This window comes from Campylobacter sp. RM16187 (genome assembly GCF_025319965.1).
Taxonomy (GTDB): Bacteria; Campylobacterota; Campylobacteria; order Campylobacterales; family Campylobacteraceae; genus Campylobacter_A.
Genome location: NZ_CP012549.1, coordinates 603,866 through 623,656, shown reverse-complemented (window position 1 = coordinate 623,656; position 19,791 = coordinate 603,866). Strand labels below are relative to the sequence as shown.

The following is a 19,791-nucleotide window of genomic DNA, read 5'->3' as shown; positions in this document are numbered from 1 at the left end:
AGTCTCTCCGCAAATTTGAAAATAATCCGATTAACGCTACCTTTTAATCCTTTTAGCGATATTTTTGTATTGATAATAATTATCCCATTATAGTAAAATGAAACTTAAATATTTTTACAATCAGGAGTTAAAGTGAAAGCTAAATACCTAAAAGTTGCAGCCGTTATCTCTTTAGCGGCATGCCCATATATCTCTGCAGCAGAGAGCGTATCTCTTGGCGAGGTTAAAGTAACCGCAAACAAAATAGAAGAAAAACTAAAAGATATCCCACAAAGTATCAGCGTGATTGACGGTATAGAAGTAGAAGAAAAAGGTATAAAAACCATAGAAGACCTGCTAAAAAGCGTGCCTAGTATATCAACCACAACGGGGCTTCACGGAGGAATTTTTACAAGAGGACTCAACGGCTCGATATTTACTAGAACAAATCCTGTCACGATCTTCATAAACGGCGTAGCGCACGGTAATCAATTCGGAGCATACGTGCCTATCACAAACATAGAGAGAATCGAAATCCTAAAAGGTCCGTCAAGTGCGATCTACGGCAAAGACTCTATCGGCGGCGTTATAAACGTGGTCTTAAAAGAGCCTAGCAACGAGTGGTCCGGAAGTGTCGGCGCAGAGTACGGCTCATATAAATACAGAATCGGCGCCTTTGAGGCAAACGGCGCACTTGTAGATGACGTGCTATATCTTGGGCTAAACGGCTCAGCGTCCAAAGATCAAGGCTGGATCACAGACGAGATAACAGGCAAGAAATCAAACGGCAAAGAGCTTAACAACTTCGGGCTAAATTTGAAATTTATGCCTACGGATAGGCTATCTTTTAAGCTTTTTGCAGATAGATACTACAAGAAATTTAACGGCACGGACGGCATAGTCATCCCTTATGACAAATTTAAAAGCTTCAAAAGAGACGATGTCAAAACAACAAGGCTTGAAAGCGAAACATACTCTCTTGAAAAGTCAAATTCTGTAGCTTTAAACGCTACTTATAATTTTGACACAGTAGATCTAAGCTCGATCACCACATATAAAAAGATAGATCAGTCAAGCAACTACGATTTAGATGCGGGAAGCAAGTATTTTCCGCACAACAACAATCTAATCATGTTTTCTGATATGAGAATTAAAAATTTATCTCAAGAATTTAGACTCTCAAGCAATAAAGAGCAAAATTTAAGATGGATAGCCGGGCTTTTCTTTGAAAACGAAAAGATAGATATAAAAAAAATGGGCATGCAGTTTATGATGATGGGAACGCCTACGGAAATGGATGCGCCTGCAAAGATGAACGGCAAAACAGCTTCAATCTTCGCGCAAGCCATATATCCTATCACTTCAAAGCTTGATCTAACGCTTGGCGGAAGATATCAAAAGATCAAAAAAGATATCAAGGTAGATACCTATATGTATCCCGTCGGCTCAAGTAAAACTGCGCCTTTTTACTCGCTTGAAAACGATGCAAGCTGGAACAAATTCCTACCAAAGATAGCTCTTGAATACGCTCTGCAAGATGAACTTAGCATTTATGCGATGTATGCCAAAGGCTATCTAGCGGGAGGATTTAACTCATTTCCCATGGGAGGAACAAAAGACGAGAATAAATTTGAGTCGCAAACCAGCGACAATTACGAAATCGGCATAAAAGGAGCTTATGATAGTTTTAGATTTTCAGCGGCTGCGTTTTATATGGATATAAAAGATACCCATATCTACATGATCGATCCTAAAAATCCGGCAAATTTCATAACAGGAAACGCCGATAAGGCAACCTCAATGGGCGTTGAGCTAGAAGGCGTAGTAAGAGCCACAAAAGAGCTTGCTATAAACATGGCTGCAAGCTTACTTAGAACAAAATACGGCAATTATATTAGCCCTAACGGCAAAAACAACAAAGGCAACAAAATCGAATACAACCCTGAGTATAAATTCTCGCTTGGAGCTTCGTATTATGCGCCGTTTGGACTATATGCAAGGATAGACGGTAACGTCATCGGAAAAACATACTTTGATCCTCAAAACTCAGTCGCTAGAGCAAGCTACTTCACCGCTGACGCTAAGATAGGCTATATGAAGAAAAATTTCGACGTATATCTATACACTAAAAACATAGCCGATAAAGAGTATCCGATGAATGTCTTTGATAGATCTTACGGCGTGCTTGTAGAGTATGATAAGGGCAGAACTTTTGGGCTTGGAGTTAAATATAGCTTTTAAAATTTGGCGTTAAATTCGGCGCCAAATTTCTATATCAAAGGAAAAATATGATAAATAAAATTTTAGCTACGCTATTTACGCTCGCAATACTAAACGCAGCGCACGCTCATGACTTTTGGGTGTTTGGAGAAAATACCGATAAATTTAGAGCCGATATAGGCTACGGACACAATTTCCCTCTTCAAGAGATGATACCCAAAGATGAGGCTAAATCCTTTGCCCAGCTTACAATCATCTCAAAAGACGGCGGCAAAACAGAGCTAATCCAAACAGGCGAAAACTACCACTACGAAGGAGAAAAGCTTAAAAAAGGAAGTTATATCCTAGTAGGCGAGTATAAAAGCACATTTTGGTCAAAAGACGCAAACGGCAAATGGTATATGGACAAGACAAAAGATCAGATAGCTGATGCCGCTTATTGCATGCAAGCTTCAATGTATGCAAAAGAGGTTGTAAATATTGACGGCGAACAAGATGAGTTTGTAACTAAAACCATAGGGCAAAAGCTGGAGATAGCGCCGCTTGAAAATCCTGCAAATTTCAAGATAAATAAGCCTTTTAAAGTTCAAATTCTGCTTGAAGGAAAGCCGCTTAAAACAGCTAGAATCGACGGAACATTTGATAAATTTTTAAAAGATAAATTTGCATTTTCGGCCACTACGGATTTAGAAGGCATAACCGAAGTTATGGCTTTAGCACCCGGCAAATGGATACTAAAAGTCATGCACAAAAGAGCCTTTGGTGAGAGTAAAAGATGCGATGAGGAGATACTGATCGCTTCGTTTACTTTTAAGCTAAGGTGATATTTGTGTGCAAATTTTAAGAATTTATACGAAATAAAATCAAATATCCCCTAAATTTAGGGGATATTTAAATATTAGTAAAAACCGCTTGGTTTTCCCGTTAGATCGATCTGATATTTTTCATCTGAGTGTAGTGCTCAAGTATGATTTTGTGCGTCTCTCTGCCTACACCTGAGTTCTTATATCCGCCAAACGGACTTCCGGCAGGAATTTGGTTATAGCAGTTTACCCATACGCGACCTGTTTCCATCGCGCGCGCAGTTCTTAGCGCTTTTGTGATGTCTTTAGTAAATACCCCGCCTCCAAGACCGTATTAGCTATCATTTACCATTTTGATAAGCTCTTTTTCGTTTTTAAATTTGATGATGACGCCTACAGGTCCGAAAATTTCCTTTTACACTAATCTTATATTGCTTTCTAAGCTTACACACAAAAGCATAATCTGTTTATATGAATTGATAGTGGTTTTAAATAATTAAAGCTCGTATTTATAGTAATTTTGTGAAATAATTTGAAGTTTAAAGATTGCTTAAAAAATAGGTAATGGTGGGTTCACCAGAAGCCGAACCGTATCGTTTTAAGTCAATACCGATAAAGGTTTAAGGAAACTACTAAACCCTCTTGCCACCCCATTTGCCACCTAATAAAATTAGGTGAAAGTATGGTAAAAGGAAGTAAAAAGTATGTGAATAAAGGTTATGTGAATTTTTAAAAACAATTTATCCATTTTTCTCATTTTGATTCTATAGTCAATCACAATACAATTATCTCATATTCAAAAAATCTCTTTTTATTTTCGGCATATTTTTATACTTTATTTAATGGCATAAGAATTTTAGACTGTTTTATTATGGAAGTCTTGTGCATTTGTTACATAATATCACAAATCTTTTATTATTTTTCTAAGGTCTGTTTTTAACTAACCACATATACAATATGTATTTAATCTTATAATTATAATAATATTTTATTTGACTTTTTTATTTTTTAATCAAAGAGGTTTTAATATAATTATATAAATATTTAAATTGAAGTTAATATTTATATATGAAAGATTTAAAATATGAACGATTTGTATATTAAGATAGAAAATGATTTAAACGGTAGAGGAAATGATTTAGAACTTGACATAAAAAATATATCTAAAATGCTTGAAGGTAACAATAATTTTTTAGAAAATATAGGCATTGTAGAGTATGCTAAAAATTTATTAGATAAATGCTTTTATGACAGCTTTAATAATACATTATATTTTGCTAATGCAACTAGAATTGTTTCTTATAAAGACAATGAGCCTAAAGAATTGCGTCAGGTTTGGATTAGACCGGTGTACGATAATTTTTTTATAGAGCAATTAAATGGTAAATCACTTTCTTTTAGAGGTTATGTAAAAAGTGGCTTCTTTGTTGTAAATAAGATAAAAATAGTACCAAACTATAAAGGTGCAAAAAAAGAAATAGAAGAAGAGATAAATAGTGTTATCGTACATACTAAAAATTTAGGCAATTTTGGCAGCCATGATTTAAATTATAAAATAGATGAAACAGAATCTATGGTTAAAATTTCTCAAGACAATTTCCAAGAGTGGCAAAGCTATCTTGAGTGGAGAAAAAAATCGTAGAACAAAAATTAGTCGGGATAAAGTATAAATATATCAAGTTTAATGATGAAGATCAGTCTATTGTATTAAATCTTATAGTGCAGGATACAAAAGACTTTGACAAAATAAAAAAGTATCTAAAACGAGGGAATTTGGATATATTTGACAATTCATATTCACAAGAGGATACAAGGTTCGTATATAATCCAAAATATAAAGTCGGTCAGAATTTTAACAGCACTAGAATTTTAGGTGATTTAGAAGCCAAGTTAGACAACATAGTACCTACATATAAAAATAATCTTTACGAATATAATGTTGTTTTCAAAATAGATAAAGATTATATTGAAGAATACAACACTAATGTAAGCAGTGAAGAAGTTGATAGTTTTTTTAAAGATAAAAAAACTGGATTTTTAGCTACAAAAGAAGTTGGTGATTTTGCACTCATATCTCGTTTAAAGAGAGGTATAAATAAAGCCTTGCAAGATGAAAATATGGCACCAAATTTGCTCTTGTGGTTATTTGATATAACAAAAGCCGAAATACCAACAGATGAAGAGATAAACAAAGAGTATGTGTGGAAAAATTCCAACTTAAATGAGGAACAAAAAGTAGCAGTTCAAAAAATGCTAGCCACTAAAGATGTTTGTTTAATACAAGGACCTCCTGGAACCGGTAAAACTACCGTAATAGCCGAGGCGATATATCATTTTACGAAAAATGGGCAACGAGTATTGCTAGCATCTCAAACAAACTTAGCAGTTGATAACGTACTAGAGAGGCTAGCCAAAGACCCTTCTATAAGAGCAGTGCGTCTAAACGATAGCAAAACTAGTGACGATATAGAGCATCTAAAAGAGAGCAAGGCTTTGGGCTACTATTTAAGCACGATACAAAATAAAATTAAAGAAAAACATATAGATATGTGGAGCAAAGATGAAGAAAGAAAAAATGCTATAGACAAGGATATGAGCGATCTATCAAATTATTATAAACGATTAGAAGATTTGTCAGAAAGAATCGAAGACATTAACAAAAAGTTGTCTAGAAACAGTCAAAAATGCCAAGATATAAAATTGCAATTAAAACAAGCTGAGGATAAAAACAATACCGCCAGACATTTTAAAAATGAGATTGCTAAATTTTTAGATTTTTTAAAATATAAAGATGTAAATTTTGTATTACCAAATGAACTAATAAAGAAAATAGTACCGGTAATCACACCACGTTTAAATATAATCAATAATAGTATAAAACTAGACACCTTGGAAATAACGCTGCAAAAAGATGAAAATGATGCAAGTGGAGCCATAAGAGTAATTCATAATAATCTTAAAAAGATAAAAGAGCTAAAAAACAGGTTAGACTTAGCTAATCTAAATGAGCCTAATCCTCAAAATATTGATATTATAAATAGGCTAAATGAGATTAAAGACGAGCTTTACAAAATCGATGACGAAGAGGATTTTAATAGACTCAAAAAAGAACGAAAAGAGTTGGAAAAGAAAATTGGTAATAATATATTTACGCTGCAAGAAACAGAAAAAAGACTATTTTATACTAGCAATTTACAAGAGATAAGAAGTATAGTTACAAAATACTGGTCACCGATACTTGAATTAGATAATCAATTTAATACCGAAATCTATAGTCTTTCAACAAGTTTTTTAGAAAATTTGACTTTTATAGACACTAAAACTTATAAGGAAGAGTTGGAAATTTTAAATGGTAAAATATCAATTAACAAAGAAAGTCGTTCGCACAATTTAAATATTGTCAGCCAGACAAATAATAATATAACTGATATAAAAAGTAAATACAATATTTGCGACGAACTCTCCCAAGATGAGGCATTAGAAAAAATAGAACGAGTACGCAATGATCTGGTTGCTACAATAAACAACTACACTTCTACAAGAAAAAATTTTGAAAATATATTAAAAAATTTCAATTCTAAGCTAGAAAACATAGACTTAAAAAACGAAAATGAATATTATAAAGATACATATATAAACTCTTGCAATGTTGTTGGTATGTCATGTACGGATAATCCTAAAATTTTAGAAGATAGAGGACTTGATACATTTGATGTAGTTATAGTAGATGAAGTCAGCAAGACCACTCCCCCTGAACTACTTTTGCCTATGCTAAAATCTAGCAAAGTTATCTTAGTCGGCGACCACAGACAACTGCCTCCCTTATTTGGAGAAAATGAAAAAGCATATAGTGAAATAGTAGATAGTGTGGGCGATAGAGAAGATGAGGAATTAAAGAATATTATCACTGGGGAAAATTTTAATGAATACAAGAATATGGTCACGTCTTCCATATTTAAAAAATATTTTGAAACTGCGCATCCAAATATTAAGCATTCGTTGTTAAAACAATTTAGAATGCATAGCCAAATTATGGGTGTTATAAATAGATTTTACGAAAATAGACTTATAGCTGGATTACCTCTTGAGATAGAAAATATCAGCAAGGCTCACAATATAACAATAAAAGGCGAAAACGGCTTTAGGTTTATAGAGCCCCAAAAGCATGTATACTGGATAAATTCGAGTGAAATAGTAGTAGACGGCAAAAAAGAAAAAATATCCGAACTGCATGAAACCAGAAGCACCTCTACATATAATATTGTAGAGCTGCATATGACAGTCGAGCTTTTGAACAAACTAGAAAAATTTTATACCGATAAAAAGATTGATCACAAAGCAAGTGTTGGAGTTGTATGTCTTTATCAATTACAAGTAAATAAGATAAGATTGTTTTTAAAAAAGAAAGGCATATCGTTTAAATATATTGGAGTAGACATAAACACGGTAGATAGGTTTCAAGGCAAGGAAAAAGAGATAATAATATCAAATTTGGTCAGGACACGCTCATATTCAAGCCATATAAAGAGCTTTGAGAGAATAAATGTCATGTTTTCACGTGCACAAAAAGTACTATTTATTATGGGCGATATTGACTGCTTTAAAAAGTTAAATATAGAAATTCCAAAAATGGATCAAATAGGTAGCTTAAATAGAAGGATTTATCGAGATATTATTAATACCCTAATTGAAGCCAATATGTGCTTTGATAGCAATATTCTACTCGGAAATCAGCTCGCAAAATCGATATATCAAGAATATAAGAAGCTTAACACAAAAGGCAATAGTAATGAAAAAAGAAATAGCTAAAGTAACAATATCCGAACCATATCTAAAATATCAAACAGTAGTTTCTCATTTTAGTATACGAAAGATTACAACTTTTGAATGGCTATTATTAGAGCTGCTTGCCAGCCATGAAAAAACAAATTTTTCAATTTCAAACCTAGCGGTCTTATTTAATGATATATTTTTTATAAGTGATTTCGAAAAAACTATTTTACCGATACTAAAAAGTCTAAAAAGTAAAGGGTTGTTAAGTTGTGATGATTTGGATGATCATCAAGCCCTAACTATGCAAGATATTGAACTCAGTAGCGACGGTAGAGCTTTTCTTGATAAAGGAGAAATCCCAACCGATATCAGGCAAGAGGAAGTTACATTTTCATATGATTTGTTTAATAAAAAACTAGATCTACATTATAAAAATAGAAAAACTCAACCTATGGGTATTGAAATTTGCGTTAATGAAAAGCCTACAGTAAAAAAGATAGAAGCAATAAAAATTTTAGAAAGCCAAAGAAGCAAATTTAAATGGTTTGTTGATAGTACTCAAATAAACAAGATTGAACTACACAGCAGTACGAAAGAGTGGGAACATATTAAAAATGGAGTGATGATAGACAAATATGGACATATCACTCTTACAGAAAACAACAAAGAATTTTTAGAAGAATTTTTTAGATATATAGAGAGTGAGTGGAAAAGTGACGAAAAATTAAATGACTTTGAATATTTTAATTTTGAACAAATAGAAAAATTTCACGATAACCTTTCTTTTTTTAACAATGACGATGTTTTATTGTTTAGCCAAAAAGCACATGGTATTAGGTCATATCCTGAGGTGATAAAAAAATATTCCGATAAGAATATTAATAAAATAAAGATTTTATTAATATGTGAAAGCGGTGAGTTTGATATAAAAATTTATGATAAACAAATCATAGTAAAAGTAATTGATAAAATGCCTTTAGAAAATTGTTTACTTTGTAATTATAAGCAAAATGTTTGTCTTGCGAATTTTGCAGTCAAATACCATAATAGAAATAGTAAAATATCTCTTTTTTACAGCTTAAAGATGCAAAATTGTGTAGACAGGTTTTTATCTAATGTTATAAGTGAATACTTATATAAAAACAGCGATATAATTTACTTGGCTCTATTTTTAAAAAATGAAGTTAGAAATAAGGTCATATTAGAATGGTTTGATAGTTTAATTTTTAAAGATAATATTTTGCTTTTTTATGATAAGGTAGCAATATTTTACCGTTTTCTTCATAAAACAGCCCAGATAAAAGACGAAAAAACATCTAGTGAAATAAAAGAATATATTTTTCTAAACAATAAAAGAATTAATAGCCTAGATAAAAATGATGAAATATTTGACTATATAGAATTAACTCAAATGTTTTATAATGAACAAATTTATGATAAATTGCATATCAATAGCTATGATGATTTGATACAACTTATGAGATACTTGAAGTCAAACGAACTAGAACAGAATAAATTTATAAAAAAATATTATCCAAAGTTTTTTACACAAATCTCACAAATAAAAAATCTACAAGAGATAAGCGAGGTAGAAATAGCTATTAATAAAATACGATTATTATGCAAGGGTATTCTAGCTCAAGAAACTCAAAAAGAACATTTAGATCAGATTAAAAGCATGATTAACACGATTTATAGATTAACAGAGATACCTGTGAACGATATAGAAAATACTTTGCTTGATAGTACTATAAGAGACTTAATAAATAGAAAAAATAACAAAAACAAGAAAAGAAAGAAGAAAAAATGAGTAGAGAATACGAAACTAGAATCAGATGGCAAGAAGAACAAAAAAGAGCTAGACGCCAAAGAGAGGAACTGAATAAAGATAGGGTACGAAGTCAGACAGCCGAGTTTTTAACTGGATACAAAAAAGGCTAAACTCTATGAAGTCAGCAAGACTGGATGAATATATCTCACTAAATATGCTAGAAAGAGATATTATTACAGCCGAGGCACAATTACTAGAAGATCCGTATTATGCAAGAGATCTAAGCTTTACTATAGGGACTTATATAAATCAGTTAGAATCAAATGCAAGGGCAATCAAAAAAGAGCAAACTAGTTTAAACAAAAATGATATTGTAGATTTTTATTATTCTGAAATTCGTAAAATTTCAGATATTTTAGTGATAGAATTTGCAAAAGATGAGCTTAACAATATTAGAGATAGTTTGTCTAGATATGACGGAACAAATTTGACCGCATTTAAAAACAGCTTATGTGACAAAATCTCATCAGCAATAAAAAATGCAAAAATGAAAGCGGAAACCTATAGAGAAAAAAAAGAACAAGAAAGCATAAAGATTCATGCCAAAAATGACCTAGAAGCCATAGAAGCAGAAATAAAAAATCAAAAAATCTCAGACGAAAACAAACAAGAACAAGAAAAAATTTTAGCTCAAATCGCCAAAACAAAAGTTGCGTTAAATAATTATAAAGATATATCAAGCATAAAAGCAGATATTGAAGAAGTGCAACGAAAAACAAATGATTTCTTGATAGATGAAACAGCAAGAAAAGAGGTTGTAAAATGTATAAAAGCAAGTTTAGAAAAGCAAGAATTTAATGTAACAAAGATAGCTCTAAAAGACGGCAATGTAATAATACAAGCAAGTCGACCATCCGGAAAAACAGCTAGTTGCAAAGTATCTTTAGATGGAAAATTAACATATAAATTTGATAACTATGAAGGAATAACATGTATCGAGGATGTAGAAAAATTTGAAAAAGAGATGAATGACATTTACTCTATCAAATTTGAAACCAAAAAAGCAATTTGGGAAAATCCAGACAGGATATCTAAGGGTACAATTGATACTAGTAAGAACAACGAATTACCGCTAAAAAGAGGATAATATGAGCGAATGGATAAAAAAATTTGAACGAGATAGTAATCTTAAAAGCGCTATCTTGCTCAACGGCAATACTTCTGATATAATCAAAGGCAAAACCGGTAAATATGTAAACAATATTGATTTCATAATTCATATGCTTAATGATAATTTTAGTAATGTTATCCTCTGGGATAGGATTAGCGGCATAAGCAAATTGTCTAAAATTAGTGGCGGGTTTTATGATTCCATTCAAGACAACCTAGATGATGACGAGGAAAATTATGATATAGGAGAAGATAATAAGAACAATAATAATAATAATAATACTGGAAAATACAAAGATATAAATGAATTTTTTGGCTTTATGTTGCAAAAAATAAATTCAAAAACTTGTTTTATCCTAGACTATTCCGATTACATTTTTAGCTCAAATTCTAGTATGAGCGATCAAGAAAAGCAGTGGCTTGCTATACTCAAAAAGAGCATAAATGAAAACGCAATATACGATCTTTTAAATACAGATATGATAAGACAAGGTTGTCTGATAGTAATTTTAACGCAAAAACTAGCAACAATCCCATCATCTTTTTATGTAGGCGATCCAAACATAAGTACCATTACTATGCCTATGCCATCTCGCTCTAAACGATATGAATTTATTGAATACATAGAACCCATGATTGAATTTGAACCAATGCTAGATAAGCCGAAACTAAACGACTTTATAGATGCACTTGACGGCTTTAGCCTAAAAGATATCGCACAAATCATAAAACTATCTAAACTTTCAAAGTCTAAACTAAGTTATGAAAAAACGATAAATTTATATAAGTACGGTGAGAGTAAAAGCCCTTGGGAGGATCTCAATAGAGACAAACTATTCAATATACAAGAAATTTTAAAAGAGCGAGTAAAGGGGCAGAATGAAGCGATAGAAAAAGTGGAAAGCGTTATTATTAGAGCTTTTACAGGCTTTTCAGGCTTGCAACACTCGACAAAAATCAAAAAGCCAAAAGGTGTACTATTTTTTGTAGGCCCTACTGGCGTTGGTAATACTGAGCTTGCAAAGTCATTGGCGAATTTTTTATTTGGCGATGAAACTGCTTGCATACGTTTTGATATGTCAGAATTTAACCATGAACATAGTGACCAAAGGTTAGTTGGAGCACCTCCTGGATATGTAGGCTACGAAGAAGGAGGACAGCTAACAAATGCAATCAAGGCAAAACCTTTTAGTGTACTGCTTTTTGATGAGATAGAAAAAGCACATGGCAAAATTTTAGATAAATTTTTACAAATTTTAGAAGACGGCAGACTAACAGATGGCAAAGGTGAGACCGTATCGTTTGCTGAGTCTGTTATTATTTTCACCTCAAATATCGGTGCTTCAGATACTGTAAATTCTGATAACGAAAAAGAGGTAAAAAGACAATTTTTAGAAAAAGTCAAAGAGCATTTTATAGTGACTTTAAAACGGCCAGAGCTTCTTAATAGGATAGGCGATAACAATATCGTGCCATTTAACTTCATCAACAGCGATATTTTTTTGATTGAAATAGCCAAGTCCAAATTTGAAAAAATAAAACAATTTGTAAAAGAAAAATATAAAACTAGCGATATTAAATTTGACGATGAAGAGAAAACATATAAGATTTTAGCGTCAAAAGTTGATAAAAATAGTGGTGGAAGAGGTGTACTAAATATGCTAGAAAGCCACATAGTCAATCCATTATCAGAATTTGTGTTTGAAAATTTTGATTCACTTAGTGGGCGTGAAATAACAATAAAAATAGAAAATGAAAAATTTGGCACATTTGAATTTGAGCTTAACTAATGTTAAATATAGCTAGTATCCGCGAGTGCACAATTGCTGAAGGACCAGGGAAACGTATGGCAATATGGACTCAAGGATGCTTAAAACGATGCAAAAATTGTTGTAATCCGCATATGCAAGCACTAAAAAAACGAGAATTTATACAAACCCATAACTTAATAGAAAAAATTGAAAAATCTCGCAAAGTAAACGGTATAGAAGGTGTTACTCTTTTGGGCGGTGAGCCGATTATACAATCAAAAGGACTGTCAAAAGTCGCAAAATGGTGCAAACAAAATAACCTTAGCGTGCTTCTTTTTAGCGGTTATACATTACAAGAAATGCAGTTAATGAATATGGAAGGTTTGGCGGAGTTACTAGAATACACAGACGTACTTATAGATGGCGAGTATATTGACGACTTATATAATGAAGATTACGGTATAGTTGGCTCTAGCAATCAAAAAATTCACTTTTTGACAAATTTTTATACCTTAAGCGATTTTAAAAATGAAATTAAAGTAGATATTATAATAGGGAAAGATAATATTAGCATGAATGGTTGGGTAATAAATTTGTAAAATTGTAGCTACAAAAGCAACAATATGTCTGAAGTCAAAAAAACTAATAGTTAGTAAAAATTTTAAGTATTGAATATCAAATTTAAGACAATCTATTTATAAAACCTATAGAGTCTTGGAAAAGTTTAAATATGCGGTTTAAATGTTCACCTTGTTGGCCTCCGTGCCGCACCTAATAATATAACTCTTGAAAAAAACAATTTTTAAACGTATTATTGTATCATATTGAACTATCATAAAAATTTATTAAAATAAAATATTTGATAAATTGTATAATTACATAATCAAAAATATACTCAAGGAATTAAAATGGTAAAGTGTAGTTTTAATAACTTTAAGGCATTTGGCAAACATCCACAGAAATTCTCAAGCAAACCTATCACTTTAGTATATGGACCTAATAGCTCAGGCAAATCTAGTTTTTTACACTCTATTATATACAGAGAGCATCTTTTGAATAATGGCAATACTGATTTACAAAAAACAGGTTTGGGAGGTGACGAAATAGACTTTGGAGGGTTTAAAAATTTTATCCATAAGCATAATACAAAAAACATATTAAGATATACATACGAGTTCATGGATAAAGAAACTATACAGTATATTTTATACTATAAATATACTGATTGTTTTTCTGAATTAAACAATGAATTTAATAGTGAGAGTTTTTTAGAAAAGATAAATCCTAGGATTTTATTTGATATTATAAAAGAAAAAGATGGGCTTAAAAAACTATTAAAAGATAACAAAAACTTACAAATAACTGCCGCAATTAATGTAGAAGAATTACACAGCATAATAAGCAATAGCTACGGCATAGAAAAAATAGAAATAGAAATTCGTACCGGGATAGATCACAATTACGCATTTTACAAAAAAGATATAGTTATAATTATCAACTCTGAAGAATATGCACATTTAAGATCTTTTTATGATAATGCGGATGATGTCCCAAAAAATCTTAAAACAATAGACAGAACATTTTTAAAAGATCGCTTCTTGATAAAACTTAACAAAAATCACCCTTTTGTAAAAACAGTAAAAGAAAATATAAACTACAATGAGTCCTATGATACAGAACCAAATCTTTACAATCAAGATAAAATGGATGACAGAGGATACTATTTGTGGTCACTTGATGAATTAAAATATAAAAACATATATAGCGTTCTGAAGGAATTTGATAAAAGCAAAGGAATTGATGTCTTGCTTGGAGATATTGCACTTTGTATATTTGAAGGTTTTAACGGTTATAGATTTAAACAAACAATACAATATTATTCACCGCTTAGATTCTATCCCGAAAGGAAAGATCTTATATTTGATAATTTTAGCAACCATAGGGATGACTACAAGCCAAATTCAAGTAAGGACATATGGGGAAAAATCGTACACGATGAATATGCTAGAAAAAAACTGAATGCATGGTTATATGATGAAAAAAAACTTAAATCAAGTTATAAAATAGAAGTTGAAAAATTTTATAAATTTAAAGATATTAAAGATGTTCCAAATATACAATATCCAGATATCCAAGAATTAAAATTTCTTGATTTAAGAACTGGTGTATTTGTATCGCCACGAGATATGGGTCTTGGAATATCGCAGTCATTACCTATACTAGCAAGTTGCTTTACTCTTTATGATAGCAGTATTTTTATAGAGCAACCAGAGCTTCATTTACATCCAGCCGTTCAATGTGAAATAGCAGACGAGTTTATAAAATCAAAAAATAACAATAGAAATGATTTTTTCATAGAAACTCATAGCGAACACATATTGCTTAGAATTATGAGAAGGCTAAGATACTCTAGTGAAGGAAAAATCAATAAAGGCGATGAGCTATACATAACTCCTGAGGACATATGCTTGCTTTATGTTGATAATAATGGAGAAGATACATATATTAAAGAGCTAGAACTTGATGTCGACGGGACTTTACTAGATCCTTGGCCAAATGGGTTTTTTGAAGAGGGATACAAAGAGAGGTTTGAATAAAATGTTAAAAGAGATATTTATAACTCCTGAAGTATTTTTAAAAAGCAATATGAGTGTAAATAATTTTTACAACCTAAAATCACTTTTGGAGAATATAAAAAATGGAGGCTTTGTCCTATCTTTAGAAAATAAAGACTGGATAAAGTATGTGCTATCTAATATATCTTCCTGTATTCCTCAACATAGAGATTTGCTATCAAAACTCATAAGTCACCTTAAAGATAGGGAAAGAATAGAATTTCAGCCAAAAATTGGAATTGAGCCACAAACAGAAGATGATTGGCTTAAAATTGCTCAGAATATAAATAGCATTAAGAGGATAAATTCTATATTTTCTAACAAAGCAACTGACTATACTTTAACACTCAATCATTTAGACAGTATAGATCTAGTTAATGAGTATGGGTACAATGGGTCTATAAAAAGAGTTAAAACTGAAAAAGAATTAGAAAAAATATTTTCTATCATAGTAGCTTACGCAAAAAAAGTTACCATAATAGATCCATATTTTTATCTGCACATCCCTAGATATAAAGTATCATTGGAAATAATAGCAAAGAATTTTGGAGAACGCAGAAATAATAAAATTTGTGGAAATATAATTATACATTGTAGATTTCAAGAAAATGAGTATGGGAATTTTCAAACCAAACTAAAAAAATGGCAAGAAGTTTGTAATTTTATTTATTCTAAATATGGACATATTATAACTATATTTGTATGGAAAGAAAAGATTGGTAACATTAAGATGCATGACAGGTATTTAATAACTAATCAGGTTGGACTTCTTGTGGCGGCAGGATTGGATAAAGACGACAATCAAGAGAGTGAATTTAGTTTAAAATTGTATGAAGAATTAAGCAATATAACATCCCCTTTTGATAGAAACAATCCTTTATTTGATTTGGCTTTTGAAGTTACATCATCGAGTATAAAAACATATTAGACATAACTGAGCAATAAAATATTTATAAAACTAAAATTTTAATACTCTAAAGTTTTTATTTATAGAAAATTGCACTTTTATCTATTATATAGCAATATTTACTATGATTTTATATTTGTGTTATTAGGGTTAAATTTTGCCTTGCCACCTAATGGTTTGCTTGCCACCCCATTTGCCACCTAATAAAAGTAAAACTATTGTATAGCAAAATTATGGAAACAAAAGTTAAAAAGTGGAATATAAACGTATTTTAGGTAATTTTTTATACAGTGAAAGCATGGTAAAAGAAGGTAAAAATACACTAAAAGTATGTAATGGTGGGTTCACCAGGACTCGAACCTGGGACCATCCGGTTATGAGCCGGATGCTCTAACCAACTGAGCTATGAACCCATTAGCTAAATTGAAGTTGTGATTATATCACCTCAAAACTTATTTGTCGCTAAATTTTGATTTAATTTTTTAAAAATGTATAATTGTCATTAAATTTAAAAACGAAAGAGACAAAATGAGCATAAATTTAACTAAAACGATGCAAAATTTTTTAGATAATCCGAACAACAAAAATGAAAACACTCTCATAAACGAGCTAAGAAAAGCTGAATTTATAGCACCGGTCATCATAAACCAAGCGCTAGCGAAGCCTGACGGAAAGGCGGTTTATGAAGAAGAAGGCTCAAATATCAAATTTATTCTTCTTGAAGATGAAGAGAGCGATCTTGGCTATTTTCCCGCTTTTACAAGCAAAGAAGAGATGATGAAGTGGAGAAACGATAGCGAACAAGAAATCTTAAATTTAGAGCTTAAAAACTATCTTGCTATGCTAGAATCATCAAAAGAAAAGTATGCAGGCATAGTTATAGACGCATTTTCACATAGTTTTATACTAAGCACCGCAACGCTTAAGAAAATTTGTGAAATTTAAAGTCTAAATTTCACTCGCCTTCTACTGCATCGTCGCTAACGCTATCATCAAATCCAAGCTCAAGCGTCCTTATCTCGCCGATAGCGTTTCCTGCGATTCCTTTGATAGAGCCAAACATCTCTATGGCATTATCGCGAACTTTTTCTATCTGCTTTTCACGACTCTTCCAAATTTTCTTCATCGCGTTTTGCTCCTTTATGAGATCTTCTTGCATTGAAGTAAAGCCTTCAACGATCGCTTCTATACGCATCTTAAACTCATTGCTCGTTAGATAAGAGTAAAGAAGCTCGATCTTGTTGCTTCTGTTTTGCACCGAATTTTTGGCGAAATTTAGCTCGATTACCGAGTTTCTAAGCACGAAGCTAAGCGCCTTAAACTCCTCATACGAGCACACCCACACGCCATCAACCAGCCCAAGTCGCTCCATATCTTTAGGGCGCGCTTCACTTACAAGCACTCCCACATCAGCCCGGCTTGAGCGCATATCGGCTTTAAATTTCTCTATCCATTCGTTTGAAAAATTCTTAGTCCGCTTGCTCTCATAGTAAATTTTGCCGCAGTTTTGCGCTTCTCTGGTATTAACCACCTGCATGCAGTCAGCACCGTTTGCACCCTTTTTTACCTCTTCTATGGTATCAAACGGAAATTTCGCCCTCAGCCACTCCTCTATCGCAAGCTCTTGCACTTCACCTTGAAGCTGCTGACTGCCCTGCTCTATGCGCCTTTGAGCCTCACCTAACTGCTTTTTAAGCGCCTCCATCTGCTCATCTTTTTGTCGAAATTTAAGCTCGTTCGCAGATAAAATTTCCTTTTGCAAGCGCTCCTTTTCGGCCTGCAGTTTAGCTGAAAATTCCTGCTCACTTTTAGCTTTTATACTGGCTTCCAGCTCATCTTTTTCGCGCTTAAGTTTTTCTATCTCCACGGTTTTTAAATTTAGCTCACTAACCTGCTTTGACTTGGCTTCAAGTTCGGCTTTTAGCGCATTTACGGCGGCTAAATTTTCATTTTCAAATTTTATCTTTATCTGCGCTTCAAGCTCTTTTTGCTTGAGTTTTAAGGCTTCAGCCACTTTCGCGTCAAATTCCGCCTGCTTTGTTTCAAGCTCCTTTTGCTTTGCGTTTAACTGCTCCAGATGCGCCTTATACTGCTCTCTTTTAGCTTCAACCTCTTTTTCAAAGTTCTTTTTTTCGGCTGCTAATTTTTGGTTAAATTCCTGCTCGACTTGGCTTTTAAAAGCCGAATTTACATCTACATCAAAGCCGCAGCTTGGACACTTTACACTATCTTTCATCTACAGTCTCATTTTCATCTTTTCAAATTCGTCTTGCACGACTTGTTGATTTGGCTCGTTTGTCATCTTATCTATCGCCTCACCCCACATACTAACAAACACGATAGCGATACTTGAGGCAACGAACCCGGGCAAAATTTCATACACATAAGAATTTAGTCCAAACGATATCCAAGCAAGCACCGTCGTGCCGCCAACTATCATGCCGGCAAGCGCTGCAAGTGCGCTCATGCGCTTCCAATAAAGGCTAAAAAGAAGCACAGGTCCAAAGCTTGCGCCAAATCCGGCCCAAGCGTTGCCAACAACTCCCAGCACAGTGTCAGTCGAGCTAAATGCCAGCAGCGTTGCAACCAAAGCAACCGCAACCACAGCGTATCTGCCAAATGCAACTTGCGCCTTTTCATCTACCTCTTTTTTATAAAACGCTAGAATAAAGTCTTTTGTAACCGAGCTTGCACTTACTAAAAGTTGGCTTGAAATCGTGCTCATGATCGCTGAAAGAACAGCTGAAATGATAACTCCTACGATAAACGGATGAAACAGAGTCTCTCCAAGCTTTAAAAACACGGTTTCAGGATCTTTTAGCGGCATGCCAAGCTGATTATAATAGACAAATCCGATAAGCCCGCTCATGATAGCACCTATGAGTCCAAGCGCCATCCAGCCTATGCCTATCCTGCGTGCCTGCGCAAGCTCTGCGGAGCTTCTTATCGCCATAAAGCGCACTATGATGTGAGGCTGTCCGAAGTATCCAAGCCCCCAAGCCATGAGCCCAAGTATGCTTAAAAATGTCTGATTGTGGAAAAGATCAAGATGGCTGGTGCTGTATTTGCCAACCTCACTCCAAAAGCTTGAAGAATCGGGAATTTGTATATTAAAGTAAGCCACAACAGGCACTAAAACAAGCACCAAAAACATAAGCGAGCCTTGAAACGCATCCGTGATACAAACAGCTCTAAATCCGCCAAAAAAAGTATAAAACACAACAATAAATAGCGTAAATATCGCTCCAACCTTAAAATCAAGTCCAAAAAAGCTCTCAAAGCTCTTGCCGCCCGCGATGATACCGCTACTTACGTAAAGCGTAAAAAACACGAGTATAACGACACCTGAGACTATACGCAAAATTTTTGTGTTGTCCTTAAAGCGGTTTTCTAAAAAATCAGGAATAGTTATGCTATCGCTTGCAACTTCGGTATAAACGCGAAGCCTTTTAGCTAAAAAGAGGTAGTTGCAATACGCACCTATAGTCAGTCCTATGGCTATCCAGACGTTTGCGATACCCGTTGCATAAAGAGCTCCCGGCACACCAAGCAACATCCAACCGCTCATATCGCTAGCTCCCGCGCTAAGAGCGGTCACAACGGGACCTAAGCGGCGATTATCCAGCAAATATTCGTTCATGCTGGCGTTTTTGTCATAAGCATATTTGCCCACTACAAGCAAAAATCCAAAATATATAGCAATCGCAATATAAGCGCTAAACTCCATAAATCAAGCCCCTGTAATAAAATTTAAAAATAGTATAGTAGCATTTAATTTATTAAAATTTAAAAAATATGGAGT

14 protein-coding genes, 1 tRNA gene and 1 pseudogene are annotated in these 19,791 nt (G+C 33.0%); 12 read left to right on the top strand and 4 right to left on the bottom strand.

Annotation, left to right across the window (positions count from 1 at the left end; all coding sequences use genetic code 11):
- Positions 1-132 precede the first annotated feature (132 nt).
- Positions 133-2,220, top strand: coding sequence for a TonB-dependent receptor (locus CDOMF_RS03360; protein WP_260952450.1), 2,088 nt, complete (start codon positions 133-135; stop codon positions 2,218-2,220).
- Positions 2,221-2,267: 47 nt separating this feature from the next.
- On the top strand, positions 2,268-3,023 hold the full coding sequence (locus tag CDOMF_RS03355) for a DUF4198 domain-containing protein (RefSeq protein WP_260952448.1): 756 nt from the start codon (positions 2,268-2,270) through the stop codon (positions 3,021-3,023).
- Positions 3,024-3,097: 74 nt separating this feature from the next.
- Here the strand turns inward: CDOMF_RS03355 and CDOMF_RS03350 are convergent.
- Positions 3,098-3,417: pseudogene (locus CDOMF_RS03350) on the bottom strand (aldehyde dehydrogenase family protein); the annotation flags it as partial.
- 669 nt (positions 3,418-4,086) lie between these two features.
- Here CDOMF_RS03350 and CDOMF_RS03345 point away from each other — a divergent pair.
- The 9 genes from CDOMF_RS03345 to CDOMF_RS03305 all read left to right on the top strand — a co-directional run bounded on the left by CDOMF_RS03345 (position 4,087) and on the right by CDOMF_RS03305 (position 16,010).
- Positions 4,087-4,644 (top strand): hypothetical protein, encoded by a 558-nt coding sequence (locus tag CDOMF_RS03345; RefSeq protein ID WP_260952447.1) that lies wholly within the window; start codon positions 4,087-4,089, stop codon positions 4,642-4,644.
- Positions 4,626-7,811 (top strand): DEAD/DEAH box helicase, encoded by a 3,186-nt coding sequence (locus CDOMF_RS03340; RefSeq protein ID WP_260952446.1) that lies wholly within the window; start codon positions 4,626-4,628, stop codon positions 7,809-7,811. Before CDOMF_RS03345 ends, CDOMF_RS03340 begins: the two co-directional genes overlap by 19 nt.
- Positions 7,792-9,585, top strand: coding sequence for a hypothetical protein (locus CDOMF_RS03335; protein ID WP_260952445.1), 1,794 nt, complete (start codon positions 7,792-7,794; stop codon positions 9,583-9,585). The genes CDOMF_RS03340 and CDOMF_RS03335 overlap by 20 nt, the downstream gene beginning before the upstream one ends.
- The gene (locus CDOMF_RS03330) at positions 9,582-9,716 is read left to right on the top strand and encodes a hypothetical protein (protein ID WP_260952444.1); all 135 of its coding nucleotides are present in this window, start codon (positions 9,582-9,584) and stop codon (positions 9,714-9,716) included. The genes CDOMF_RS03335 and CDOMF_RS03330 overlap by 4 nt, the downstream gene beginning before the upstream one ends.
- Positions 9,717-9,721: 5 nt before the next feature.
- Positions 9,722-10,693 (top strand): hypothetical protein, encoded by a 972-nt coding sequence (locus tag CDOMF_RS03325; protein WP_260952443.1) that lies wholly within the window; start codon positions 9,722-9,724, stop codon positions 10,691-10,693.
- Position 10,694: 1 nt separating this feature from the next.
- Positions 10,695-12,506: an AAA family ATPase gene (locus CDOMF_RS03320; protein ID WP_260952442.1), complete on the top strand. Its 1,812-nt coding sequence runs from the start codon at positions 10,695-10,697 to the stop codon at positions 12,504-12,506.
- Complete coding sequence (locus CDOMF_RS03315; protein WP_260952441.1) at positions 12,506-13,066, top strand: 4Fe-4S single cluster domain-containing protein; 561 nt, start codon at positions 12,506-12,508, stop codon at positions 13,064-13,066. Before CDOMF_RS03320 ends, CDOMF_RS03315 begins: the two co-directional genes overlap by 1 nt.
- 309 nt (positions 13,067-13,375) lie before the next feature.
- A complete protein-coding gene (locus CDOMF_RS03310; protein ID WP_260952440.1) occupies positions 13,376-15,064 on the top strand; it encodes an AAA family ATPase in 1,689 nt (562 codons plus the stop codon).
- Positions 15,057-16,010 carry a hypothetical protein gene (locus CDOMF_RS03305; protein ID WP_260952439.1) on the top strand — a complete coding sequence of 318 codons (954 nt, stop codon included), beginning with the start codon at positions 15,057-15,059 and terminating at the stop codon, positions 16,008-16,010. The genes CDOMF_RS03310 and CDOMF_RS03305 overlap by 8 nt, the downstream gene beginning before the upstream one ends.
- A 315-nt stretch (positions 16,011-16,325) precedes the next feature.
- Here the strand turns inward: CDOMF_RS03305 and CDOMF_RS03300 are convergent.
- Positions 16,326-16,402: transfer RNA gene (locus CDOMF_RS03300), tRNA-Ile, on the bottom strand.
- 115 nt (positions 16,403-16,517) lie between these two features.
- Here CDOMF_RS03300 and CDOMF_RS03295 point away from each other — a divergent pair.
- Complete coding sequence (locus CDOMF_RS03295; protein ID WP_260952438.1) at positions 16,518-16,934, top strand: SseB family protein; 417 nt, start codon at positions 16,518-16,520, stop codon at positions 16,932-16,934.
- Between the two features lie 10 nt (positions 16,935-16,944).
- Here CDOMF_RS03295 and CDOMF_RS03290 read toward each other — a convergent pair whose 3' ends face one another.
- Positions 16,945-18,225, bottom strand: coding sequence for a DUF2130 domain-containing protein (locus CDOMF_RS03290; protein WP_260952437.1), 1,281 nt, complete (start codon positions 18,223-18,225; stop codon positions 16,945-16,947).
- Positions 18,226-19,716 (bottom strand): sodium/proline symporter PutP, encoded by a 1,491-nt coding sequence (putP, locus tag CDOMF_RS03285; protein ID WP_260952436.1) that lies wholly within the window; start codon positions 19,714-19,716, stop codon positions 18,226-18,228.
- Between the last annotated feature and the right edge of the window lie 75 nt (positions 19,717-19,791).

Excerpts from the sequence above, each read along its gene's own strand:
- CDOMF_RS03330 (WP_260952444.1), top strand. The coding sequence starts at position 9,582 with ATGAGTAGAGAATACGAAACTAGAATCAGATGGCAAGAAGAACAAAAA.
- CDOMF_RS03295 (WP_260952438.1), top strand. The coding sequence starts at position 16,518 with ATGAGCATAAATTTAACTAAAACGATGCAAAATTTTTTAGATAATCCG.
- putP (WP_260952436.1), bottom strand. The coding sequence starts at position 19,716 with ATGGAGTTTAGCGCTTATATTGCGATTGCTATATATTTTGGATTTTTG.
- CDOMF_RS03325 (WP_260952443.1), top strand. The coding sequence starts at position 9,722 with ATGAAGTCAGCAAGACTGGATGAATATATCTCACTAAATATGCTAGAA.
- CDOMF_RS03290 (WP_260952437.1), bottom strand. The coding sequence starts at position 18,225 with ATGAAAGATAGTGTAAAGTGTCCAAGCTGCGGCTTTGATGTAGATGTA.
- CDOMF_RS03310 (WP_260952440.1), top strand. The coding sequence starts at position 13,376 with ATGGTAAAGTGTAGTTTTAATAACTTTAAGGCATTTGGCAAACATCCA.
- CDOMF_RS03345 (WP_260952447.1), top strand. The coding sequence starts at position 4,087 with ATGAACGATTTGTATATTAAGATAGAAAATGATTTAAACGGTAGAGGA.
- CDOMF_RS03315 (WP_260952441.1), top strand. The coding sequence starts at position 12,506 with ATGTTAAATATAGCTAGTATCCGCGAGTGCACAATTGCTGAAGGACCA.
- CDOMF_RS03355 (WP_260952448.1), top strand. The coding sequence starts at position 2,268 with ATGATAAATAAAATTTTAGCTACGCTATTTACGCTCGCAATACTAAAC.
- CDOMF_RS03320 (WP_260952442.1), top strand. The coding sequence starts at position 10,695 with ATGAGCGAATGGATAAAAAAATTTGAACGAGATAGTAATCTTAAAAGC.
- CDOMF_RS03335 (WP_260952445.1), top strand. The coding sequence starts at position 7,792 with ATGAAAAAAGAAATAGCTAAAGTAACAATATCCGAACCATATCTAAAA.